Raw genomic sequence first — 22,871 nt, 5'->3', positions numbered from 1 at the left:
CCTCCTTGAGTTGATGGGACAACGCTACCTGCTCGCTGTTTCTTCCCGCCCTCAGGGCGCGACGCGGCGACGGAAGCGCAACGCCAGCACCATCCCCAGGATCAGGAACAGCGCGCCGGTCCACAGCGCTGCCAGGGGCGGTCCACCGACACCGGGGATGTCTCCACCGGCCCCGGTCCCACCGGACCCGCTGCCACTGCCGCCAGTCCCGTTGCCGCCGTCGTCGCTGCTAGCCGGGACCAGGGTGATGTCGTCCCAGCCGATCAGCGCCCCATCCAGGTCCACCACGGCGACCTTGTGGGCGCCCAGTGCCAGTCCGGTCGGCACCATCACGGTGACGGTCCCGTCTGCCCGGGCGCGGTGCACCCCGGCGGAGACCGGGTCGGAGAAGAAGAGGACCTCCACCTGCTGGCCGGCGTACTCGACTCCGACCACCAGTTCCATCCGGTGGCCCGGTGAAGCCGTCTCCGGGGCACGGACCCCGCCACGGTTGGCATCGGTCAGGTCCGACTCGCTCAGGCCCGGCTCCCCGCCCGTCCCGGGCAAGGGCAACCCGACGACGGTGCCGGACGGGCTCGCCACTGCGGTGATCGTGGCCGGACCGGCCAGGTCCGCGGGAGCGGTGAACTGGATGACTGCGCTGCCTTCGGTCACCGCGAAGGTGCCCATCTCGATCGGCTCGCCCTGCCCGGGGAGGAGGAAGACCTCCACCTCGGTGTTGGTCGGGCTGCCCAGCGAGGTCAGGTCCAGCTTGTTGAGCTCGAAGGCGACCTCGTCACCCGCCTCGACCTGCTCGGGCATGCCGGGCGCCTGGACCTGCTGCCGGGCGAAGTCGGGCGACAGCGGCGAGTTGGCCTCCAGGTAGGAGATCCACAGGTCCCGGTCGACCAGGCCGGTGTCACGTGAGGTCCCGTTGGTGAACCCGGTGAAGGAGTCGCCACCGGCAGCCAGGAACGAGACGGTCGAGACCGTGTAGGTCCGGTCCGGGTCCAGTGGCTTGCCGTCGATGAGCACCGAGGTGATCCGCTGGTGCAGCGGCTGGGACGGGTCGGTGGTCACCGTGACGTTGTCGGAGAGGCCGAGGTTCAGTTCCACGCGGCCCCGGTTCGGGTCCCACTGCTGCTCCAGGACCTGCTTGATGTCGGCGCCGGTCATCTCCACCAGGGACATGTTGTTGACGAACGGCAGGATTGCGTTCGCCTCGGCATAGGTGACCACGCCGTCGGTGTTGGCCGGGTTCTCCGTGGTGTCGCCGGCGTACAGCAACTCGGCGCGGAGTCCGCCTCCTGCGTTGACGATGCCGAGGTCGGCGTGCATCCCCTCCGGCAGCCCGTCGCGGAAGGCGTTGGCCACCAGTTCGCCGAGCGTCGACTCCGAGGCCCGGTCGTCGCGTACGCCGCCGAGGTGCGCGGTGGTGATATCCGCGGTGATCTCCGCGATCGGCTGGTTGCCGATCTCTGCTGCCTGCGCCATCGCGGCGTCGACGATCGCCTTGACCTCGGCGAGCCGCGGATAGGAGGCGATCAGGTCCTCGTCCTCGGCAGTGCTCCGGGGCACGTTGCGCACCGTCGAGGAGGTGACCTCGCCGGTGTCCCGGTCCACCGTGAGCTCGACCTGTCCGATGTTGGCGCCGTACTCGCCGGTCTGCAGGAGCGGTCGGGTGGCGCCGCTCTCCCCGGAGACGGGAGCCTGCCAAGCATAGACCTGGTGGGTGTGGGCGTTGAGGATCACGTCCACGGCAGGGTCGAGGTCGGCCATCGCGGCGAACTCCCCGCCCTTGGCCACCTCGCTCGGATAGTCGGAGTCGACACCCTTGGCGGCGCCGGCGTGCAGGTTGGCCACGATCACGTCGGCCTCGCCGTTCGCCTCGTCGCCGTCGGTGAGTTGGGCGGCAACCCTGTTGACCGCCTCGGTGGCATCGCCGAAGTCGAGGTCGGCGACCCCGTCCGGTGAGACCAGGTCGGGGGTCTCGACGGTGACCACACCGATCACGCCGACGACCAGGCCGTCGACCTCGAAGAGTGCGTATTCCTGCAGGGCCGGATCGCTGGTGCCCTTGTGATAGACGTTGGCGCCGAGGTAGTCCCACTGGGCGTTGGGGTCGCCGGTGTCCCCGATGATCCGGTCGCGCAGGTCGGCGGACCCCTTGTCGAACTCGTGGTTGCCCACCGCCGAGGTGACCATGCCCAGCGTGTTGAGGACATCGATGGTCGGTTGGTCATCGGCGATCGACGAGGCGAACTCCGAGGCGCCGACCAGGTCGCCGGCCCCGATCAGCAGGGTGTTCTCCTCCCCGGCGTCCGCCCGCAGTTGCTCGATGGTCCCGGCCCACTTGACGGTGTTGCCGTTGATCCGGCCGTGGAAGTCGTTGACCGAGAGCAGGTTGATCCGCGCCTCCTCGTCCTCGGCCGGCGCGCCGGCTGTCAGCCCGACGATGACCGGGTCATGGTCGGAGGAGCGGAACGGGCCGTCGTCGTGGAAGTCGGTGGCCCAGTAGTTCCATCGGCTGTATTCCAGGGCGACGGACTCGCCCCCGTTGATGTTCCAGATGTCGGCGCCGGTGGCTCGCTCCAGCGCCGCCTCGTTGGCCAGGATGTGGTCCAGCGAACCGGAGAGGCCGGAGAAGTTGTAGGACCACTTGTCCAGGCCGAAGTGCTGCTCGACGTTCACATAGCCCGCGTCGGCCAGAACCTGGAGCGGGTCCTCCATTGCATAGGAGTTGAAGTCGCCGGTGAGCAGCACGGCCTCCGCGCCGGTCTCGGCCTCGACGCCCGGCAGCCAGTCGCGCAGGGCCTCGGCCTGCTTCACCCGCGAGGCGTTCGAGGCGCCCTGGCCGTCCCCGGTGTCGGCGTCGCCGGGGAACGGCCCGGCCGACCCCTTGGACTTGAAGTGGTTGACGACGACCAGGAACGGCTCGCCGCCGTCGACGGCGGTGAAGGCCTGCGCAATCGGCTCCCGGGCATTGCCGAACGCCTGGCCCGAGGCGCTCTGGTCACCCAGTGCGTGTGCCGCGCCGGTGCGCGTCACTGCGTCGCGGCGGTAGATGATCGCGTTGGTGATCACGTCCTGCTGGGCGAGCGGCGGGAGGTCCGCCGAGGAGGGGTTCGCGGCCCAGATCTGGCCACCGGCGTCGGCATTGAGGGCATCGACCAGGCTGGTGGTGGCCTCGTCGGCAGGCTCGCCGAGCGCTGCGGAGTTCTCGATCTCCATCAGGGCGACCACGTCGGCGTCGAGGGCGTTGATCGCGGTGACGATCTTGGCCTGCTGCCGCTGGAGGTCCTCGGCATCCCAGGCACCGCGCTGGTCACAGCCGGTGCGCACGTTGTTGCGCTCCCCGTCGTACGGCTGGCACGAGGAGTCCTCGTCGCCCAGCGTGGTGAAGTAGTTGAGCACGTTGAACGAGGCGACCTTGATGTCCGCCGTGCCCTCGGAATTGAGGAGGGCCTCGTCGGGGGCATCGGTGCGGGTGTTCTCGAACGACGCCGGCGAGGTCGCGTTCTGTGGTCCGACCACCGGGGCCAGTGGCTGGAACCGGTACGTCGGCGCCGACTGCGATCCACCTTCGGTGAAGATCACGTCGGCGGTGAAGGTGGCCCGGGCACCCACCCGGACCGGTTGGTCGTTGGAGATGTACGCCGGGGTCAGGTCGGCCTTGCCCGCGAAGCTCGCCGAGGAGCCGTCGTCGAGCACGATGCCGCGCGTGGCGTTGTCCGCCTTGACCGCATCCGCCTCGGCCGATCCGGGCCGGGCCACCTGGGTCCACTGGAGCAGCGGTGTGTCGCCGCGGGCCAGGCCGACCTCTCCGTAGTTGCTGGTGCCGTAGGTCTCGGTCACCGTGAAGTCGCCGGCCGGGCGATAGAGCATGCCTTCCAGGCTCTCCCGTTGCGCCGGGCTGGTCGGCCAGGTGGAGACGGCGACAACCGGAGCCGCCTCCTCCGCCAGGACGGCAATGTCGGCAGGAGCCGTGACGGTCACCTGGGTGGCGCCGGCGTGCTCACCGGCCGTCCCGGTGACCTCGACGTGGTCCCCGGGCTCGACCCTCACCGGACCGGCCGACTGGGCCTGGTAGACGAAGATGCCCTGCGAGGCGGTGTGCGTGGCGAGGTCGAGGTCGGTGCCCCCGGAGCCGGGCTCCTGGAGGTAGAAGCCGTAGAGGCCGCCACTCGGGTACGCCGCGGTGACGACGCCGCGGGTGGTGACCCGCTGGCCGGCCAGCGGGGTGGTGGCGCCCGTGCCCTGGATCTCCGCGATCGCGGTGGTGACCGGCTCCGGGTCCGGGTCGGGTTCGTCGTCTCCCCCACCGCTGTTGGCCGGGGTGGGTGCCCCGGCGTTGAAGTCCGCCTGGTTGTTGTCGGTGTCGGCACCGTCGGCGGCACGCGCGACCGAGGTGGTGTTGCTCATCGCGGGGGCAGCGCCGGAACCCTCCCAGACGTTGCTGTCCACGCCGACCAGGTCGACGATCGCCGGGTCCGTGTCCACCGACCCGGTGCCGGGGTCGATCGCCGTGGTGCTGTCCTTGACCAGGATCGCGGTGCCGTTGCTGGCTCCCATGGCCACCGTGCCGGTGACGTCCGGGGTGGGCAGGGCCTGCGTGCCGCCGTTGCCCTTCGCCTGCTGGACCAGGTAGTGCCCACCGGCGGGAACGCTCCCGGTGAGCGGCGTGACCCCGGTCGCCGCGGACGAACCCGACGCGCTGCGCCACTGCACCGACCATCCCTCGACCGGGATGTCGTGGCTGGTCGGGTTGTAGAGCTCGATGAAGTCATGGGTATAGGTGGCGCCGGAGTTACCTCCTCCGCCGTAGACCTCGCTGATGACCAGGCCGTCCCCGGCCGGGGCGGCGCTCGCAGGGCTCGTGGCGATGGCCGTGAGCGGCGCGACGGCAAGGGCGCAGACGGCGGCGGCCGCAGAGGCCACCTTCGTCATCGAGCGCCAGGGCTGGCGTGACATGTGGGCTCCCAGGGCAAGGACCGGACGGTTGCGATCAGGACTCTGGCTGACCCGGGCAACACGACCCACCATGGAGGAAGAACTTCAGGTGACCCTCAGGCGACCAGAAGTGTCGAAGGACGAAATCCCCGAGACAGCATTTCGTCCCGGCAGTGAACCAGCCCGGCCACCGCTATGGCAAGGGTCAGGCGGAACGGGCCTGCGTGCGCTGGCGCCACGCGTCGCGGAAGAACTCGTAGCCCGACCACAGGGTCATCACCACCGCCGCGCCGAGCAGCACCTGGCAGAGGTAGTAGATGACCTCACCGGGCACGTCCAGGGCACCGTCGACCTGCATCAGCGGCAGGCAGAGCCCGCCCAGCGCCAGCGCCTGGAGCATGGTCTTGACCTTGCCGCTCTGGGCGGCCGCGATCACCACGTCCTTCATGATCGACAGGCGCAGCAGGGTCACGCTCCATTCGCGCAGCAGCACCAGGATGGTCACCCACCACCAGATGTCGCCGACGATCGAGAGCCCGATGAACGCCATGCCGGTGATCGCCTTGTCGGCGATCGGGTCGGCGATCTTGCCGAAGTCGGTGACCAGGTTGCGGGCCCGGGCGATGTCGCCGTCGATCTTGTCGGTCACCATCGCGACGAAGAAGATCGCCCAGGCGATGCAGCGCCAGGTGATCGAGTCGCCACCGTCCATCAGCAGGGCGACGCCGAAGAACGGCACCAGGATGATCCGCAGCGTGGTCAGCGCGTTCGGCAGGTTCCAGTTGCTCGGCCGTGCCACGGCCTCCTCGCTCACCGGGCGACCTCCGCGACCAGGTCGACGCCCTCGGTGCCGATGACGGTGGCTGCGACCAGGTCGCCGACCCGGCAGGTCGCGGGCAGGTCGTGGAGCGTGGTGGTGCCGTCGACCTCGGGTCCCTGGTGGGCTGCCCGTCCCTCTGCGATCCCGTCGACCAGCGACTCGATGAGCACCTCGACCTGCTCGCCGATCCGCTCCTCGGCCCTTTGGGCGTTGAGCTCCTCGACCAGGGCGGTGACGTGTTCGGTGCGGGCGCGGACCTCGTCGGCATCGAGCTTGCCGGTGAATCCCTCGGCCTCGGTGCCGTCCTCGTCGGAATAGCCGAAGACGCCGGTGACGTCCATCCGCGCCGCCACCAGGAAGTCACACAGGGTGGCCAGGTCGTCCTCGGTCTCGCCGGGGAAGCCGACGATCACGTTGGACCGCACCCCCGCGGTCGGCGCGAGGGCACGGATCTTATCCAGCAGCCCGAGGAAGCTCTCCGGGTCGCCGAAGCGCCGCATCCGGCGGAGCACCCCGGCCGAGGCGTGCTGGAAGGAGAGGTCGAAGTAGGGCACCACGCCCGGCGTGGTCGCGATCGCCTCGATCAGCGGGTCTCGGGTCTCGGCCGGTTGCAGGTAGGAGACGCGCACCCGCTCGACGCCATCGACGGCGGCCAGCTCCGGGAGCATCGTCTCGAGCAGGCGCAGGTCGCCCAGGTCCTTGCCATAGGAGGTGGAGTTCTCGCTGACCAGGAAGAGTTCCTTCACGCCCTGCGAGCCGAGCCACTGCGCCTCGGCGAGCACGTCGGAGGGACGCCGCGAGACGAACGAACCGCGGAAGCTCGGGATGGCACAGAAGGAGCAGCGGCGGTCGCAGCCGCTGGCCAGCTTGAGCGGGGCCATCGGGCCACCGTCGAGGCGACGGCGTACGGCGCGTGGACCCGAGGCAGGCGCCTGGGACGCAGGCAGGTCGGGGGCGTCAAGGGACGCATGGCCCGGCACGCTGACCGTGCTGGCGTCGCGGTCCACGGGACTGATCGGCAACAGGCGACGCCGGTCCGACGGCGTGTGCGGGTGGTGCTTCTCCCCGGCCAGGATGGAACGGAGCCGATCAGCGATGTCGGGGTAATCGTCGAACCCGAGGACCGCATCCGCCTCGGGCAGCGAGGTGGCCAGGTCCTTGCCATAGCGCTCGGCCAGGCACCCGACCGCGACCACGGCGCGGGGGCGGCCATCGGCCTTGAGGTCAGCCGCCTCGAGCAGGGTGTCGACCGAGTCCTTCTTCGCGGCCTCCACGAAGCCACAGGTGTTGACCACGACGGTGTCCGCGTCCTCCGGGCTGTCGACGAGGCGGAAGCCGTCTGCTTCCAGCCGGCCAGCGAGTTCCTCGGAATCGACCTCGTTGCGGGCGCATCCGAGGGTCACCATCGAAACGGCGATGAGTCCGTCAGCGGGGCGCAAGTGTGAAGTGGTCATGGTTGCCTCTGAGTATGCCGGTCCGGCATCGGTTCGGCACAACCGGAGGCCGCCACGGCGTGCGTGGCTCCGCTCACTCCGCCCGGTAGGTCTTGCTGGCTTCCTTGCCGTCCGCACCCAGGGTGCCGCGGTCGACCCCATCGACAGCGACCTCGATGGCACCCCCGTCGGCGGCGATGACCCGCACCGGCGGGGCGATGTCGATCCGGTGCACCTCACCGAAGTCGACATCGTCGTCGAAGACCACCTGGTCGGCACCGTCGCGCACCTCGAGGTGGGTGCGGCCGGTGGCGCTCACCTTGACCGTGACGTTCTGGGACAACGGAGCCGTCTGGTTCGGCCCGTCCGACCCGTTCAGCACCGGCGCGGGCTGCTGGATCTCCACCGGGGAGTCCATCGCCAGGCGGGCGATCGACCAGGCCAGGACCAGCGTCATCACCACCGCGATCAGCAGCGACCAGTTGGGGCCGCCCTTGGTGCTCCGGATGCCACCGCCCAGCCCCGTGGCCAGTTCGGCCTCGAAGACGCGGCGCGGGTTGATCGGGGCGTCGGCGTACTTGGCGTCGTACTCCTCGAGCAGCGGGGCGACATCCAGGCCCAGCACCCGGCCCAGCGTGCGCAGGTGGCCGCGGGCATAGAAGTCGCCACCGCAGGCGGCGAAGTCGTCGACCTCGATCGCCTCGATCACGTGCGGCCGGATCCGGGTGCGGTCGGCCAGGGTGTCCACGCTCAGTCCGAGGCGGGTCCGTGCCGCAGCGACCTCGGGCCCGATCACCGGCTCGAGCGCGGGGACGGCCGCGAAGTCGTCGATGACCAGCGGCTCGACCGCCTCCCCGGCGGTGGCGATCGGGCGGACCCGGTCACCCCACACGACGGTCTCCTCGACCAGGCTGACGCTGCCGTCACGGCGCAGTTCACGCCCCTCGGGCAGGCCGTCGTCCGTCTCGTCGTCGGCGGTGTCCAGCTTGAGGGCCGCACTGCCCTCCAGGACCAGGTTGGAGCGGACCTCAATCCGCGCCACCGGTGCCGGCGTACGCAGCGGCGACGGGGTGGCGCTCGCGGTCAGCGGCGCTGCCACCGGGCCCGGTGCCACCGGCTCGTCGGCAGGGGACGGCCGGGCGTGGGCGATGGCGCCGGCGACCCGGGCCCGCAGTCCGAGCATGCCTGCCCGCAGCCGGGCGGTGTGCTTGCCGCCACGCGGTGCCTCCGGCGCGGGCTCCTCGTCGGCGCGTGGCTCCTCGGCGACCGGCCCGTTGCCACCGGTCTCGTCGGGGCCGTCCGTGTCGGCGTACGCCGCTTCGACCACCCGGGTGCCCGACGGCCCCGCCAGCACGCGCAGGGAGGTGGTCAGGTCCTCGTCGAGTTCCGCAACCTTGGTGGCGAGGCCGAGCGGCAGGGCCAGCGGGGCGCCGTACATCTTCTGGTTGAGCGTCGCCTGGCGGCGGCCGGCGGCGTCCATCTGGGCGAGGATCCGGTCGGTGTTGTGCGGCTCCATCGCCAGGCGACCGTCGCGCAGCAGGCCGCGTCGCGGACGGTGCTCCACCTCGGCCAGCGCACCCCACGGCAGGCCGCACCAGGCACGGCCCATCCGCAGCCGTACGCCGAGGCTGTCGGCGACCAGGAGCGGCGTACGGGCGTCGACGAAGGCGCGCAGCCACAGGGCAGCAACCAGGCCGATCACGGCGAAGAGCACCCAGTCCAGTGCGTTGCCGGTCTGTGTGGCGCGGGCCAGCCACGCGATGGCGACGGCGGCCGAGGCGACACCGACGATGCCGGCCAGGCCGCCGTTGCGGTGGATCTCCACCGGCTCTGGCGCGGCACCGAGGACGCTGCCGGTGGACTCCTGGTGGCTCCCGTCCTCGTGGAGCGGGTTCCCTGCTGCGCTCACATCTCCCCCTGCAATGTCGCAATCACCGAATCGAGTTCGTCGGGCTTGACCAGCACGTCGCGGGCTTTGGATCCCTCGCTGGGTCCGACCACTCCCCTGCTCTCCATGATGTCCATCAGGCGCCCCGCCTTGGCGAAGCCGACCCGCAACTTGCGCTGCAGCATCGAGGTGGAGCCGAACTGCGTGGAGACCACCAGTTCGACGGCCTGGATCACCAGGTCGAGGTCGTCGCCGATGTCGTCGTCCAGGTCGCGCTTGCTCTGGGCGGGCGCGGTGACGTCCTCACGATAGGTCGGCTGCAACTGTTCCTTGACGTGCTTGACGACGGCGGCCACTTCGGCCTCGCCGACCCAGGAACCCTGGACCCGGACGGCCTTGGAGGCACCCATCGGCAGGAAGAGCCCGTCGCCCTGGCCGACCAGCTTCTCAGCACCCGGCTGGTCCAGGATGACCCGGCTGTCGGCCAGCGACGAGGTCGCGAAGGCCAGCCGCGAGGGCACGTTCGCCTTGATCAGGCCGGTGACCACGTCCACGCTGGGCCGCTGGGTCGCCAGGATCAGGTGGATCCCGGCGGCGCGGGCCAGCTGGGTGATCCGGACGATGGCGTCCTCGACGTCACGCGGGGCGACCATCATCAGGTCGGCGAGCTCGTCGACCACGACGCACAGGTAGGGGTACGGCGCCAGTTCACGTTCGCTGCCCGGGGGCACCTCGACCTTGCCCGCGCGGACGGCCTTGTTGAAGTCGTCGACGTGGCGGAAGCCGAAGTTGGAAAGGTCGTCGTAGCGCATGTCCATCTCCCGCACGACCCACTGCAGCGCCTCGGCGGCCTTCTTGGGGTTGGTGATGATCGGGGTGATCAGGTGCGGGATGCCCTCATAGGCATTCAGTTCGACGCGCTTGGGGTCGACCAGGATCATCCGAACCTCGTCCGGGGTCGCCCGCATCATCAGCGAGGTGATCATCGAGTTGATGAAGCTGGACTTACCCGAACCGGTGGCACCGGCGACCAGCATGTGCGGCATCTTGGCCAGGTTGGCCACCACGAAGCCGCCCTCGACGTCCTTGCCCAGGCCGACCACCATCGGGTGGTGGTCGCTGCGCGCGGTGTTCGAGCGGAGCACGTCACCGAGGGAGACGATCTCCTTGTCCGTGTTGGGGATCTCGACACCGATCGCGGACTTGCCGGGGATCGGGCTCAGGATGCGCACGTCGGCCGAGGCCACCGCATAGGCGATGTTCTTCGACAGCGCGGTGACCTTCTCCACCTTGATGCCGGGGCCGAGCTCGACCTCGTAGCGGGTCACCGTCGGGCCGCGGGTGTATCCGGTCACGTGGGCGTCGATGCCGAACTCGTCGAGCACCTGGGTGAGCCGGTCGACCACGTCGTCGGACGCCTTCGACTTCGGCTTGTGCGTGGAGCCGGCCTTGAGCACGTCGCTGTTCGGCAGTGAATAGGTGATGTCGCCGGAGAGGGCCAGTTGCTCCACCCGCTGCGGGAGCTGCGCGTGGGGCGGCGGCTCGAGGGCCACCTTCTCGTCCTCGGCGGGAGCAGCGTCACTGGCCACGGGTTCCGCGGCGGCCTTGCCCCGGCGCTTCTTGATCTCGCGGTCCTCCAGGACCGGCGAGTCGTACGCCGGGTCGCCCAGGTCGGGGTCGATCTCGTCGTCGACGGGCTGCTTCTTGCGACGGCGGCTGCGGGTCGGCGCTTCCTCCTCGGCCATGGGCTCCTCGGCCTCGGGCCGGGCCCGGCCGAGCAGGCGGTCCCGGGTCTCGGCCAGGCGCGCCGGGATCTGGTAGACCGGCGTGGCTGAGATGACCAGGACGCCGAAGACGGCCAGCAGGACCAGCAGGGGCACCACGACGTACGGCGTGCGGAGCAGGTCGAGCAGGAGGCTCGAGATGACATAGCCGATGGCACCGCCGGCCTGCTGCAGCCGCTCGGTGTCGCCCATCACCGGGCGCGGGCTGCCGTTGGCGATGTGGACGACGCCCAGCACGCCGAAGGCCAGGGCACCCCACCCGATGAGCTGGCGGCCCACCGGGCCGTTGCGCTCGGGGTCGCGCATGTTGCGCCAGCCGATGTAGACCAGCAGCAGCGGGACGAACCAGGCGAGCTTGCCCACCGAGCCGGCGACCATGGTCCGGAATGCGTCCATCACGCCGCCGGGCAGTTGCCACCACACGGCCGCGGCCACGACGAGGGCGAGGCCGAAGAGGAAGAGGCCGATCCCGTCGCGGCGCTGCTCGGGCTGGATCTCGCGGGCGCTGCGCCCGATCGAGCGGGCCACGGCTCCGAGGCCGTGCGCGATGCCGAGCCAGACGGCCGCCAGGGCACTGCCCAGGGCCGTGAAGACACGGAGGATCGGTCCAGGTCCGTTGCGGACGGCTCGAGGGGCCGGGCGCGAGCCCGCGGCGGGCTTGCGCTTGGTCGTGCTCGGCTTTCGCTTGGCCTGGCTGCCAGCACTCCGGGAACGGGAACTCGAACTCCGACCAGAATTGCTCCTGGCTGGGGCCTTGCTCCGCGAACCCGGCGGGGAAGACGTACGGGTCGCCATGGTCAGGACTCTATGCGATCGTCACACCAGTCACATGGATCACAAGGTTGCGTGTCGCGACCTCTGGTCCCTAGTGTGACTCGAGTCACGCACACACCCCCGTGCGCGGCTATCTCGGGAAATATTGGAGGACATCGTGAAGTTCCTCAGGCAGGGCATCGCCCTGGCTGTCGTCGGGGCCGGCCTCGCTGCCGTGCCCGCGATCACCGCAACAGCACCAGCCGTCGCCAAGGATGACGACACCACCCAGATCCAGTCCATGCGCGATGCCGCAGACGGGTCGCCGACCATCCGCCAGGAGGAGGCCACCGGCAAGGTGGGCTTCATCCGCGCCGAGCCCGGCGGGGACCTCTATCCCGCCGCACCGGCAGCGAGGTCCACCGCGTCGGCCCCGGCCGCCAAGGCTGACGCCTACCTCGATGAGTACGCCGCCGCCTTCGGTGCCGAGCCCGACCAGCTCAAGCAGACGGCGGTGACCCCGGGTGACCACGGCACCACCGTCGACTATGTCCAGGAATACCAGGGCGTTCCCGTCTTCGGCACGCTGATCCGCGCACACGTGGACACCGACGGCGACCTCACCAGTGTCAACGGTGAGGCCGTCCCCGACCTCGACCTCTCGGTCACCCCGACCATCGCCAAGGACAAGGCCGCCGCCAACGCGGTCCGCGCGGTCAAGGCCGCTCCCCCGGGCCACGACGGCGAGGCCGCCGACGTCACCGGGATCGAGGCGAAGACCACCGAGTTGATGGTCTACCGGACCGGCATGGTGCGCGGCATCGACGGCGAGAACATGCTGGTCTGGCGCGTCGAGGTCACCAACGAGAAGAACGTGCGCGACATCGTCTTCATCGACGCGACCTACGGCAAGCCGGTCAACCGCTACTCGATGATCCACTCCGCACTGGAGCGGGTCCTCTACGAGGCCGACGACCAGCGCCAGTTGACCAAGGTGTGGGAGGAGGGCGACGACCTGCCCGGCACCTTGAACGAGGACCAGGAGAGCATGGTCCGCTCCACCGGTGAGGCCTACTGGTTCTTCAAGAACGCCTTCGGCCGGGACTCGTTCGACGGTGAGGGCGCCCCGATGCTCACCATCAACAACGACCCGGCGATCCAGTGCCCGAACGCGAACTGGAACGGGCAGACCACCAACTACTGCGACGGAGTGAGCTCCGATGACGTGGTCGCTCACGAATGGGGCCACGCCTACACCGAATACAGCCACGGCCTCATCTACCAGTGGCAGGCCGGTGCACTGAACGAGGCATACTCCGACATCTGGGGCGAGACGGTCGACCTGATCAACAACCGCCTCGACGAGGGCGAGGGCAACCTCAACGCGAAGCGGGCGGTCGACACCTGCTCGAGCAACTCCCCCGCAGTGCCGCTGCTGAGCATCAACAGCCCGAGCGACATCGCCAAGGAGTGCCTCACCGGCGGCGCCTCGTTCGGTGAGCAACTGGACGGAACCGGCATCACCGGCGACGTGGTCACCCCGACCGACGCGGTCGAGGACGGCGGCACGGCGCTGGACGGCTGCTCCCCGTACGACGAGGACGTCACCGGGCAGATCGTCCTGGTCGACCGCGGCTTCTGCCCCTTCACCCAGAAGGCAGAGGTGGCCCGGGATGCCGGCGCCACGGCCGTGATCATCGGCAACAGTGACGATTCGGCCATCGGCATGTCCGGGGACGACCCGAGCCTGCCCCCGACGGTGTCGATCGGGATGGGCGACCGGGAACTGATCCGCTCCGCCATCGCCGACGGCGAGACAGTCAACATCACCATGAAGGACGCTGGCGGTGCGCGGGAGGACTCCTTCCGCTGGCTGATCGGTGAGAAGTCGACCGCCTTCGGTGGCGCGATCCGCGACATGTGGAACCCGACCTGCTACGGCGACCCCGGCAAGGTCAGCGATGCCGAATACAAGTGCTCCACCGATGACAACGGTGGCGTGCACGGCAACTCGGGCGTGCCGAACCACGGCTATGCCCTGCTGGTCGACGGTGGCACCTACAACGGCGTCACGGTGGAGGGCATCGGCCTGACCAAGGCCGCGCACATCTACTACAAGGCGATGGACGAGTACCAGACCCCGATCAGCAACTTCGCCGACCACGCGGACTCCCTGGAGGCCTCGTGCGCCGACCTGACCGGCAAGCGCCTCAACAAGCTCTCCACCAAGGAGGACGACAAGCAGGCCTACAACGAGAAGATCACCGCCGACGACTGCGCCCAGGTCGCTGCCATGGCCGAGGCCGTGGAGTTGCGACTCGACCCGACCGAGCAGTGCGCCTTCGAGCCGCTGCTGCCCGACGAGGCCGGCAGCGCCTGCGGTGAGGGCTTCGAGACGACCACGGCGTTCAGCGAGGACTTCGAGGCAGGCCTGGACGCCTGGCCCCAGTCGGAGGAACTCGCCGAGGGTGCGCAACGCGGCTTCGACTGGGCCGCCTCGACCGAGGCGCCCGGCGGCAACGCCACCGGGGTCGCCTTCGGCACCGACCCGGTCGAGGGTGACTGCGTGCCCGGCAGCGACGACATCTCGAGTGCCAACTCGTTGATCAGCCCGGAGATCGAGGTGCCTGCAGGCGTCACCCCGCTGGTCTCGTTCGACCACTACGTGGCGACCGAGGGTGGCTGGGACGGCGGCGTGGTCCGCCTCTCGGTCAACGGTGGTGACTTCGAGACGGTTCCCTCCTCGGCGTACGTCGTCAACGCACCCAATGGTCAACTGGAGGTGGCTGCCGCAGGCAACACCAACCCGCTCGCCGGCGAGGAGGCGTTCACCGGCACCGACGGCGGCGAACTGGTCGGCACCTGGGGCACCTCGCGCATCGACCTCTCCCAGGTCGGCGCAGGCGCTGGCGACACCATCCAGATCGAGTTCGTGATGACCCGCGACGGTTGCAACGGGTTCGACGGCTGGTACGTCGACAACGTCGAGGTCACCGCGTGTGCCGCACCGGCCGTGATCGCTGCGACCCACGTGCCGGAGCCGAGCCGCTACGGCAACGAGCACTCCCTCGACGTCCAGGTCTCCACCGAGGGCGACGTCGTGCCGAGCGGGACGGTCACCCTCAGCGAGGGCGACCGTGCCTACGGCACCCGGACGGTCGACGCTGACGGCAAGGCCAACTTCAAGTTGCCGCGTGGCCTGGCCGTCGGCTCGCACACCCTGAAGATCGAGTACTCCGGCGATGACGACTTCGCGCCGCAGGAGTCGACCACGAAGATCACGATGAGCAAGGCGAGTTCGCGGACCACGGCCACGGCCACGCCGCTGACGATCAGCAGCACGGGCTCGATCTCGCTCAAGATCACCGTGGACTCCGCGAGCATCGGCACGCCGACCGGACTGGTCACGTTGCTGCGCTCGCAGCAGCCGATCGGCGTCTACGCGCTCTCGGGCGGTCAACGGACGCTGAAGATCGATGCCTCCAAACTCAAGGTGGGCAAGAACTACCTGCAGGTGAGCTATGGCGGGTCGGCCACGTTCGGCATGTCGAAGACCGGATCGATCGTGGTCACCGTGACCAGGTGACCTGAGTCCCGCTGGAAACAACCGGAGCCCTCGGCCGTCCACGGTCGGGGGCTCCGGTGCGTCACGGCAGCGTGGTCACCACAGCAGCAGGCCGCCGCCGAGGTAGACCGCGAACCAGCCGGCGATCGCGGCGATCCCGAGCACCGGGACCCGCTTCGGGTGCGGCGTCCACCAGCGGGTCGCGGTCACGAAGAGGACGAGCCAGACCAGCCACATCCCGACGTAGACCCACCACGGGGCCAACGGCCAGGCGGCGGCGTACAGGAAGAACGCACAGGCCATCGCCCCCATGCCGACGAATGGCCATGGCGAGGCCTTCTCGACGACCCTCACGGTCGGGCCGCCTCAGTCCTCGGTGACGTCGTCGTTCCAGTCCGGGTCGTTCTCCCAGGCCTCGTTCCGCTCGGCGACCTTGTCCAGCGCCCGCGCTGCCTCGGCATGCGAACCGTAGGGCCCCAGCCGGTCGGCGTTGCGGCATCCGTCACGGCCTTCGACCGCGTGGTGCTTGAGGCAGAACCAGTACTCGTCGCTCATGGGGTCGAAACTACCCTCCCCCGCTCCCGAACTACAGTGGCCGCCATGCCTCCCGCCGCCCCACGCACGATCACACCCGGAACCGTCTCACCCCGCCGCCGGGTGCCGAGTTCGATCGTTGCCCCGGAGTACGTCGGCAAGCCCGCACCGTCCCCGTTCACCGGCGACGAGGTCAAGGACGCCGCGACGATCGAGCGGATGCGCAACGCCTGCCGCCTGGCCGCACAGGCACGCGAGGAGGTGGGCCGCCACGTGGTCCCGGGCGTCACCACCGACGAACTCGACCGGATCGGCCACGAGTTCCTCTGTGACCACGGCGCCTATCCGTCCACGCTCGGCTATCGCGGCTTCCCCAAGTCGCTGTGTGCGAGTGTCAACGAAGTGGTCTGCCACGGCATCCCGGACAGCACCGTCGTCGAGGACGGCGACATCGTGAACATCGACATCACCGCATTCCTGGACGGCGTGCACGGTGACACCAACGCCACCTTCTTCGCCGGCGAGCCCGACGAGGAGACCAGGCTCCTCGTCGAGCGCACCCGCACCGCGCTGGAGCGCGGGATCAAGGCGGTCAAGCCCGGGCGCCGGATCAACATCATCGGTCGGGTCATCGAGGCGTACGCCGCCCGGTTCGGCTACGGCGTGGTCCGCGAGTTCACCGGCCACGGCATCGGCACCCACTTCCACTCCGGGCTGGTGGTGCCGCACTACGACGACCCCGCCTACGACGACGAGATCCGGGTCGGGATGACGTTCACCATCGAGCCGATGCTCAACCTGGGCACCCACGCGTGGGACATTTGGGACGACGGGTGGACCGTGGTCACCCGGGACCGGCGGCGCAGCGCCCAGTTCGAGCACACCCTGCTGGTCACCCCCGACGGCGCCGAGGTGCTCACCAACCCGTGAGGCCGCGCGCTCCTCAGCTGGCGAGCCTGTGCTCGACCCGCCGCACCGCCCGCTCATGGTCGGGCGCACCGCTCATCGCTGCGGCCAGGCGCAGGTGCGGCAGCGCCTCGGCCAGGCGGGACTGGCGCTCCAGGACCCGCCCCAGGGTGTGCCGCGCCCACACGTCGGAGGGGTCGTGCTCGACCACGAAGCGGAGGTCCTCCTCCGCCTTGGCGAGCTGGACCCGCACGAAGTAGGCCCACGCCCGCAGCGAGCGGAGCGAGAGCGAGTCCGGCTCGGCGGTGATCGCCTCGTCGAGCACGTCCAGCGCCTGCTCCGGGGCCCGCTGCTCGAGCAGGTCGAAGGCGACCCGGTAGGCGGCCGACGGGTGCTCCTTCTGGCTCGGGAAGACGATCGGCTTCATCTGGATCTCGTCGAACACGGTGCACTCCTCTCGGCGTTGGTGGCCCACTGCGGTGGGTTGACGGCTCAACGCCGTCGGCATCGGGTTCATTCCGCGGGCCGTTCCTGGTCTAGGCTGTGCGTTGCGGATGAGCTGGCCGGGCGACCGCGTCACCTGCAAGGGTGCCGAGGAAGGTCCGGGCTCCACAGGGCAGGGTGGTGGCCAACAGCCACCCGGGGTGACCCGCGGGACAGTGCCACAGAGAACAGACCGCCTCCCGGGACCGATCCGTCGGGACCGGGCGGTAAGGGTGAAACGGTGGTGCAAGAGACCACCAGCGTGCCGGGTGACCGGCACGGCTAGGCAAACCCCACCCGGAGCAAGATCAAGGAGCACGTGTTCGAGGGCGGCCCGCCCGAGCGTGCGGGTGGATCGCTTGAGGCTGCTGGCAACAGCAGGCCCAGATGGATGGTCGCCAACCGGAGTGGTCGCAAGGCCCCCGGCGAACAGAACCCGGCCTATGAGCCAGCTCATCCGCCCCCATGGGGCAGCTCAGAGGGTGAAGGAGATCGACCTCGAGCCGATGTCGGCGGAGTCCAGGGTGACCTGCACCCGCTCCCCGACCGGGACGGGCGCATCGGAGCGCACCCGGGCCTCGATCGCCGGCTCCTCGATGGTGATGTCGCCGCGGGTCGGGTCCTTCTCGTCGACCTCGATCACCACCGCCTCGAACTTCTCCCCCAGGTGCGGCTCGAGGACGGCGGCCTCGACCAGGTTGAGGATCGCGTTCTCGTACTGGCTCGACCGGCGGCCCGACTCCTGCATCGTGGTGGGCAGCTCGCCCAGCTTGTCCAGCACCCAGTCCGGCACCGGCTCGTCGGCACACAGGGCCACGCAGATCTCCCCGGCATAGCGGTCGACCAGGCGTCGCAGCGGCGCGGTGACGTGGGCATATTCCGAGGCGATCGCGGAGTGGTTCGGCTGCTCGGGGAGCTCACCGTCGAAGCCGACGTACCCGCTGCCGCGCAGCAGCCGGGTGCAGGCCACCACCATCGCAGCATGGTTGGGCCGGGCCGGGTCCAGCGAGCGGATGAAGTCGGGGTATTCGAGTTCGGCGGGCCACTCGATGCCGAGTGCCGCGGCCTGGCGGTGCAGGCGTCGTACGTCGCGGGGATCGGCCGGCGGCAGCGTGCGCAGCAGGCCAACCCGGGCATAGACCATCAGGGAGGCAGCAGCCATCCCGGTCAGCAGGGAGACCTGGGCGTTCCACTGCTCGACCGGCAATTGCTCCCGGAAGGCGAGGCGCCAGGTGTCGTCATCGATCTCGATCTCCTGCTCCGGCAGCGGCAGCGAGACCCCGCCGCGGGCGGCCTCGCGGGCCAGGCGCCGCTCCCCCACCTCCTGCAACAGGGTGAACACCTCGGCCGGGGCACCACCGTCGATCTCGTCCTGCACCTGGGCATAGGTCAACTGGGCGCGCGACTTCACCAGGGCACGCTCCACCACCGCACGGGTGCCCTCACCCTCCCCGTCGAGGTCGATGGTCCACAGCAGTGCCGGGCGGACCTGGTCGGGCAGCAGCGACCCGGCGTCCTCGGAGATCACCTTCGGGTGGAGCGGGATCTTGGAGTCGGCGCCATAGAGCGTCTCCCCGCGCCGGTTGGCCTCGAGGTCGATCGGGTCGCCGGGCGTGATGAAGGCGGCCAGGTCCGCGATCGCGTAGAAGACCCGGTGCCCGTCGCCGTTCCGTTCGATGTGCAGCGCCTGGTCGAGGTCGCGCGCCCCGGGCGGGTCGATGGTCACCAGTGGCAGGTCGGTCCGGTCCAGGTCCGGCAGGCGCGGGTCTGCTGCGGCAGCAGCGGCGGCCGCCTCGACCTCGGCCGGGAACTCCTCGCTGAGCCCCATCTCGGAGCGGATCTTCTCGATGCCGGCACGCAGGTCCCGCGCAGCGACGCCCTCGACGTGGGCACGGACTCTCATCACACGGCTCGCCATGCCTCCCACCCTAACGATCGCCTAACCTGTGTCGCGTGCTGATCCTGCTGCCCCCCAGTGAAGGCAAGTCCTCCCCCACCCGGGGCAAGCCACTCGACCTGGCCACGCTCGGTTCGCCCTCCCTGGCCGAGGCCAGGGCCGAGGTGCTCGCCGCGCTGGTCGGCCTGTGCCGCACCGACGAGCCGGCGGCGGCCGCGGCGACCCTGGGCCTGGGCCCCAGCCAGGCCGACCTGGTCGCGCGCAACGCCGCCCTGGCCACGGCACCGACCGCCCGGGCCGACCGGGTCTACACCGGCGTCCTCTTCGACGCCCTCGACTTCGCCACCCTGGACAGTGCCGCCAAGCGTCGTGCCGGCAGCCGGGTCGCGATCACCTCCTCGCTCTTCGGCCTGGTCCGCCCCGGTGACCGGATCCCCGCCTACCGCCTCTCCGGCGACGTGGTGCTGCCCGGTCCCGGCCCGGTGGCGGCCTTCTGGCGCACCCACCTGGCCCCGGCCGCGCTGGAAGCCCTGGGCAGCGGGCTCCTGGTCGACCTGCGCTCCACGATGTACGCCGCCTTCTGGCGCCCGGAGCCGGAACTGGCTTCCCGCGTGGCGACGGTCCGGGTGCTCCACGAGCACAACGGCACCCGCAAGGTGGTCAGTCACTTCAACAAGGCGACCAAGGGGCGGATCGTGCGGGCCGTGCTCACTGACGGTGGCGCGCCACGCACACCCGCCGGCTTCGCGGACCAGTTGCGCGACCTCGGCTGGAAGGTCGAGGAGGGGCCCTCGACCCGGAAGGGCACCCAGCTCGACGTCATCGTCGACGAAGTGTGAGCGGAGGCCCTTCCGGGGTGGCGTTGAACAGGCGCATCGAGCCGACCCGCTCGGTGCCGCTGGCTCCGCCGCCCTCGTAGAACGAGACCACGCTGACCGACGCCGGGGTGAGTTCCATCCGGAAGAGTGCCTCCAGCGGCGCACCGAGGGCATCGGCGATCAGGTTCTTGATCGGGGTGACATGGCTGACCACCACGACGGTCTGCCCCGCGTACGTCGCGAGGGTGCGCTCGAGCCCGGCCAGCACCCGCTCGGAGACCTGGCGCATCGACTCACCACCGGGCGGCGCCACCTCGGTCGAGCCCAGCCAGGCGGTCAACTCGTCCTGGTGCCGCTCGGCGACCTCGCTGAAGGTCAGCCCGTCCCAGGCGCCGAACTCCATCTCGGCAAAGCCCGGCTCGACGACCACCTCGTGGCCGAGCTCCTCGGCGACGATCCCGGCCGACTCGATGGTGCGGCGTACCGGCGAGGCGAGGAGTGCGTCCACCTCCACCTCGCGCAGCCACCGCGCGGTGGCTGCCACCTGTTCCCTGCCCTCGTCGCTCAGCGGCGGGTTGGCGCTGGCCAGGCCACCGGAGAAGCGCTTCTCGACGGTGTGCCCGGTGACGCCGTGGCGGACCAGCACCAGGGTGGTGGGTGGCGGGCCTGGCGGCGACCAGCCGCGGCTCACAGCCCGGATTCCGGGGTGCGGACCAGGATCCGGCCGCATTCCTCGCAGCGGACCACCTCGTCGACGGGTGCCTTGGCGATCACCGCCAGGTCGGAGGGGTTGAGCCGCAACTGGCATCCGCCGCACTGGCGTGCCCGCAGTGCTGCTGCGCCGACGCCCTGCTTCTCCCGGATCCGCTCATAGAGGGCGAGCAGGGGCTCGGGGATGCCGTCCAGGGCGGGGGCACGCTCGGACTCGGCAGTCGCCAGGGCGGCCTGGATCTCTGCGCTGGTGGTGTCGCGGGAGGTGGCCAGCTCGGCCAGCTTCGTCTCCAGGTGGCCCTGCTCGTCGAGCGCGCGGTCCAGTTCTGCCTGGGCCTGCTCGAGCTGCTCCATCACCTCCAGCTCGGCGTCCTCCAGGTCGGAGATGCGCCGCTCGAGCGATTCCAGCTCGTGGGTCATCCGCTGCAGGTCCTTGGGGTTGGTGATCAGCCCCTGGTCCATCCGGGTGCGGTCGCGCTCACGGCGGGCCCGGACCTGCTCGACGTCGGTCTCGGCCTTCTTCTGTTCCTTGGCCAGGTCGGTGACCCGGATCCGGGCGTCACGGACCCGGTCGTCCAGGGTGCGCCGGTTGGAATCGAGTGCCGCGATCTCCTGGACCTGGGGCAGGGTGCGCAGCTGGTGGCGCGCCTGGCCGATCCGGGAGTCGACCTCGGCCAGGTCGAGCAACTTCAGTTGGGCGGAAGGGTCGGCTTTCAGCGTCGGCTCCTCAGATCCGGAATGTCCATGGGTCCGTGCGCACCTCGCTGACACGGGGCTCCACCGTATCCCCCAGCTCTTCGGCCAGACGCGCCGCCACCACGGGGAGCCAGGTCGACTCCGCGGCCCAGTGCGCCACGTCGATCAGCGCCGGGCCGCCCGACTCCACGAACTCTGCCGCGCGGTGGTGGCGCAGGTCGCTGGTCAGGTAGACGTCCACGTCGCTGCGGGCCATCTCGTCGAGCAGGAAGTCGCCGGCTCCCCCACAGACCGCGACGCGGGTCACCGGGCGCTCCGGATCGCCAGCCACCCGGACCCCGTGGGCAGTCTCGGGCAGCGTCTCGGCGACCAGTTGGGCGAAGTCCGCGAGCGTGGTGGGCTCGATGGTGCCGATCCGGCCGGTGCCCACCGACGAGGTGCCGGGGTCGGCGAGCTCGATCACGTCGTACGCCGGCTCCTCGTAGGGGTGGTTGGCCAGCATCGCCCGGACCACCTTGGTCCGCAGCCGCCGGGGCAGCACGGCCTCGATCCGGTGTTCGTCGACGACCGCGATCTCCCCGACCTCGCCGATCGTCGGGTCGGCACCGTCGAGGGGGCGGAACCGGCCCTGTCCCTCCGAGGAGAAGGTGCAGTGGTCGTAGTCCCCCATCGCCCCGGCGCCCGCATCGGCGATCGCGGCGCGCACGGGTGCGGCAGCATCGGCGGGGGCGAAGACGACGATCTTGTCGAGGGGTTCGCCGGGCAGGCCGATAATCGGGGTGAGGTCGCCCAGCCCCAGCGCCAGGGCCAGCGACTCGGAGACGCCGGTGGCCGCCTGGTCGGCGTTCGTGTGGGCGGTGAGCAGCGCACACCCGGTCTTGACCAGCGTGGCCAGGGTCCGCCCCTTGGGGGTGGTGGCAGCGAAGCCGTGCACCGGCTTGAGGAAGAGCGGGTGATGGGTGAGGAGCAGGTCGGCGCCCCACTCCGCCGCCTCACGGGCGACCTCCTCGGTCGGATCGACGGCGAGGAGGACCTTCCTGACCTTCACGTCGGGGTCGCCGTGGACCAGGCCGACCGCGTCCCAGGACTCCGCCGTGGCGGGTGGATACCAACCGTGGATCGTTTCGACGAGTTCAGCCAGTGTGGTCATGGGGCACAGGCTAGCCGCCCCCTCCGACGCCGGGGTTGATGAGGAACCTCTCATCTTCGTCTCATCGCCGTCCCACCACGGTGGTCGATGCTCGGCGCATGGGCAACTCCTACAAGGCCATCCTCGGCATCGCACTCGCCATGCCGATGCTCGCCTACATCGCCGGCGCCCTGGTCGCGGCGAATGCCCCGGCGCCCGAGCGGACACCGATCGTCCTGGTCCAGCCGGGCAGCGCCGCTGCCGGTGGTCCCTCCAGCAGCCCCGCGAGCAACCCCTCCAGTGACACCCCGCAAACCAGCCCGAAGACCAAGGCACCGCAAGAGCCGGCACCCGCACCGAAACGGAACGAACCCCAGGTGGTCAAGCCGCGTCCCTCAGACCTCGATGACGATGGCGACGACCCGGATGACGACGACTTCGACGACGATTCCGACGACGTCTCCGCCGTCTCGCGTGACAGTGACGACTGACCCGGCGGCTGCACCGGCCCGGCCGGCTCGGCCA

The 22,871-nt window shown here is 70.2% G+C and carries 16 protein-coding genes and 1 other RNA gene; 5 read left to right on the top strand and 12 right to left on the bottom strand.

All coding sequences use genetic code 11. The features are described from left to right. Positions 1 to 51 precede the first annotated feature (51 nt). From Q9R27_RS15450 to Q9R27_RS15430, 5 genes are all read right to left on the bottom strand, one after another. Positions 52 to 4,950: an ExeM/NucH family extracellular endonuclease gene (locus tag Q9R27_RS15450; RefSeq protein WP_311253291.1), complete on the bottom strand. Its 4,899-nt coding sequence runs from the start codon at positions 4,948 to 4,950 to the stop codon at positions 52 to 54. A 184-nt stretch (positions 4,951 to 5,134) separates the two neighbouring features. Then, on the bottom strand, positions 5,135 to 5,743 hold the full coding sequence (gene pgsA / locus Q9R27_RS15445) for a CDP-diacylglycerol--glycerol-3-phosphate 3-phosphatidyltransferase (RefSeq protein ID WP_311253290.1): 609 nt from the start codon (positions 5,741 to 5,743) through the stop codon (positions 5,135 to 5,137). Further along, positions 5,740 to 7,167 carry a 30S ribosomal protein S12 methylthiotransferase RimO gene (rimO, locus tag Q9R27_RS15440; protein WP_311253330.1) on the bottom strand — a complete coding sequence of 476 codons (1,428 nt, stop codon included), beginning with the start codon at positions 7,165 to 7,167 and terminating at the stop codon, positions 5,740 to 5,742. The genes pgsA and rimO overlap by 4 nt, the downstream gene beginning before the upstream one ends. Before the next feature lie 109 nt (positions 7,168 to 7,276). Then, positions 7,277 to 9,091: a RodZ domain-containing protein gene (locus Q9R27_RS15435; RefSeq protein WP_311253289.1), complete on the bottom strand. Its 1,815-nt coding sequence runs from the start codon at positions 9,089 to 9,091 to the stop codon at positions 7,277 to 7,279. Continuing rightward, positions 9,088 to 11,649 carry a DNA translocase FtsK 4TM domain-containing protein gene (locus tag Q9R27_RS15430; protein WP_311253288.1) on the bottom strand — a complete coding sequence of 854 codons (2,562 nt, stop codon included), beginning with the start codon at positions 11,647 to 11,649 and terminating at the stop codon, positions 9,088 to 9,090. Before Q9R27_RS15430 ends, Q9R27_RS15435 begins: the two co-directional genes overlap by 4 nt. 136 nt (positions 11,650 to 11,785) lie before the next feature. Between Q9R27_RS15430 and Q9R27_RS15425 the strand changes: the two genes are divergently transcribed. Continuing rightward, positions 11,786 to 15,193: a M4 family metallopeptidase gene (locus tag Q9R27_RS15425; RefSeq protein ID WP_311253287.1), complete on the top strand. Its 3,408-nt coding sequence runs from the start codon at positions 11,786 to 11,788 to the stop codon at positions 15,191 to 15,193. A gap of 75 nt (positions 15,194 to 15,268) precedes the next feature. Here the strand turns inward: Q9R27_RS15425 and Q9R27_RS15420 are convergent, their stop codons facing one another. Together Q9R27_RS15420 and Q9R27_RS15415 are read right to left on the bottom strand one after the other, a co-directional pair. Next, positions 15,269 to 15,526, bottom strand: a complete 258-nt coding sequence (locus Q9R27_RS15420) for a hypothetical protein (RefSeq protein ID WP_311253286.1) — start codon at positions 15,524 to 15,526, stop codon at positions 15,269 to 15,271. Positions 15,527 to 15,538: 12 nt separating this feature from the next. Then, the gene (locus Q9R27_RS15415; RefSeq protein WP_311253285.1) at positions 15,539 to 15,727 is read right to left on the bottom strand and encodes a hypothetical protein; all 189 of its coding nucleotides are present in this window, start codon (positions 15,725 to 15,727) and stop codon (positions 15,539 to 15,541) included. Positions 15,728 to 15,772: 45 nt separating this feature from the next. Between Q9R27_RS15415 and map the strand changes: the two genes are divergently transcribed. Then, positions 15,773 to 16,636: a type I methionyl aminopeptidase gene (map, locus tag Q9R27_RS15410; protein ID WP_311253284.1), complete on the top strand. Its 864-nt coding sequence runs from the start codon at positions 15,773 to 15,775 to the stop codon at positions 16,634 to 16,636. A gap of 13 nt (positions 16,637 to 16,649) precedes the next feature. On the opposite strand, the gene Q9R27_RS15405 is transcribed toward map, so the two are convergent. Further along, a complete protein-coding gene (locus Q9R27_RS15405; protein ID WP_311253283.1) occupies positions 16,650 to 17,057 on the bottom strand; it encodes a tetratricopeptide repeat protein in 408 nt (135 codons plus the stop codon). 110 nt (positions 17,058 to 17,167) lie between these two features. On the opposite strand from Q9R27_RS15405, the gene rnpB reads away from it, so the two are divergent. Beyond that, positions 17,168 to 17,555: RNase P RNA component class A (gene rnpB / locus Q9R27_RS15400), an RNA gene on the top strand. 15 nt (positions 17,556 to 17,570) lie between these two features. Here the strand turns inward: rnpB and Q9R27_RS15395 are convergent. Next, the gene (locus Q9R27_RS15395; RefSeq protein ID WP_311253282.1) at positions 17,571 to 19,013 is read right to left on the bottom strand and encodes an RNB domain-containing ribonuclease; all 1,443 of its coding nucleotides are present in this window, start codon (positions 19,011 to 19,013) and stop codon (positions 17,571 to 17,573) included. A 35-nt stretch (positions 19,014 to 19,048) separates the two neighbouring features. On the opposite strand from Q9R27_RS15395, the gene yaaA reads away from it, so the two are divergent. Further along, positions 19,049 to 19,831, top strand: a complete 783-nt coding sequence (gene yaaA / locus Q9R27_RS15390; protein ID WP_311253281.1) for a peroxide stress protein YaaA — start codon at positions 19,049 to 19,051, stop codon at positions 19,829 to 19,831. Here yaaA and Q9R27_RS15385 read toward each other — a convergent pair. Genes Q9R27_RS15385 through Q9R27_RS15375 form a run of 3 tightly spaced genes read right to left on the bottom strand, consistent with a single transcriptional unit; the run spans position 19,812 to position 22,367 of the window. Then, entirely contained in the window at positions 19,812 to 20,501 is a 690-nt protein-coding gene (locus Q9R27_RS15385) for a histidine phosphatase family protein (protein WP_311253280.1), read from the bottom strand. The genes yaaA and Q9R27_RS15385 overlap by 20 nt on opposite strands. After that, positions 20,498 to 21,208, bottom strand: a complete 711-nt coding sequence (locus tag Q9R27_RS15380; protein WP_311253279.1) for a C4-type zinc ribbon domain-containing protein — start codon at positions 21,206 to 21,208, stop codon at positions 20,498 to 20,500. Before Q9R27_RS15380 ends, Q9R27_RS15385 begins: the two co-directional genes overlap by 4 nt. Before the next feature lie 40 nt (positions 21,209 to 21,248). Continuing rightward, positions 21,249 to 22,367 carry a Nif3-like dinuclear metal center hexameric protein gene (locus tag Q9R27_RS15375; RefSeq protein WP_311253278.1) on the bottom strand — a complete coding sequence of 373 codons (1,119 nt, stop codon included), beginning with the start codon at positions 22,365 to 22,367 and terminating at the stop codon, positions 21,249 to 21,251. A 98-nt stretch (positions 22,368 to 22,465) separates the two neighbouring features. On the opposite strand from Q9R27_RS15375, the gene Q9R27_RS15370 reads away from it, so the two are divergent. Beyond that, positions 22,466 to 22,837, top strand: coding sequence for a hypothetical protein (locus Q9R27_RS15370; RefSeq protein ID WP_311253277.1), 372 nt, complete (start codon positions 22,466 to 22,468; stop codon positions 22,835 to 22,837). The last annotated feature ends 34 nt before the right edge of the window (positions 22,838 to 22,871 follow it).

Origin of the sequence: Nocardioides sp. AE5, from assembly GCF_031844485.1 — a bacterium.
Lineage (GTDB): Bacteria > Actinomycetota > Actinomycetes > Propionibacteriales > Nocardioidaceae > Nocardioides.
This window is presented reverse-complemented; position numbering and strand designations above follow the sequence as displayed.

What these genes read in the sequence shown, in the direction of transcription:
- Q9R27_RS15450 (WP_311253291.1), bottom strand. Translation starts at nt 4,950, where the DNA reads ATGTCACGCCAGCCCTGGCGCTCGATGACGAAGGTGGCCTCTGCGGCC.
- Q9R27_RS15430 (WP_311253288.1), bottom strand. Translation starts at nt 11,649, where the DNA reads ATGGCGACCCGTACGTCTTCCCCGCCGGGTTCGCGGAGCAAGGCCCCA.
- Q9R27_RS15415 (WP_311253285.1), bottom strand. Translation starts at nt 15,727, where the DNA reads ATGAGCGACGAGTACTGGTTCTGCCTCAAGCACCACGCGGTCGAAGGC.
- map (WP_311253284.1), top strand. Translation starts at nt 15,773, where the DNA reads ATGCCTCCCGCCGCCCCACGCACGATCACACCCGGAACCGTCTCACCC.
- Q9R27_RS15395 (WP_311253282.1), bottom strand. Translation starts at nt 19,013, where the DNA reads ATGGCGAGCCGTGTGATGAGAGTCCGTGCCCACGTCGAGGGCGTCGCT.
- Q9R27_RS15375 (WP_311253278.1), bottom strand. Translation starts at nt 22,367, where the DNA reads ATGACCACACTGGCTGAACTCGTCGAAACGATCCACGGTTGGTATCCA.
- Q9R27_RS15370 (WP_311253277.1), top strand. Translation starts at nt 22,466, where the DNA reads ATGGGCAACTCCTACAAGGCCATCCTCGGCATCGCACTCGCCATGCCG.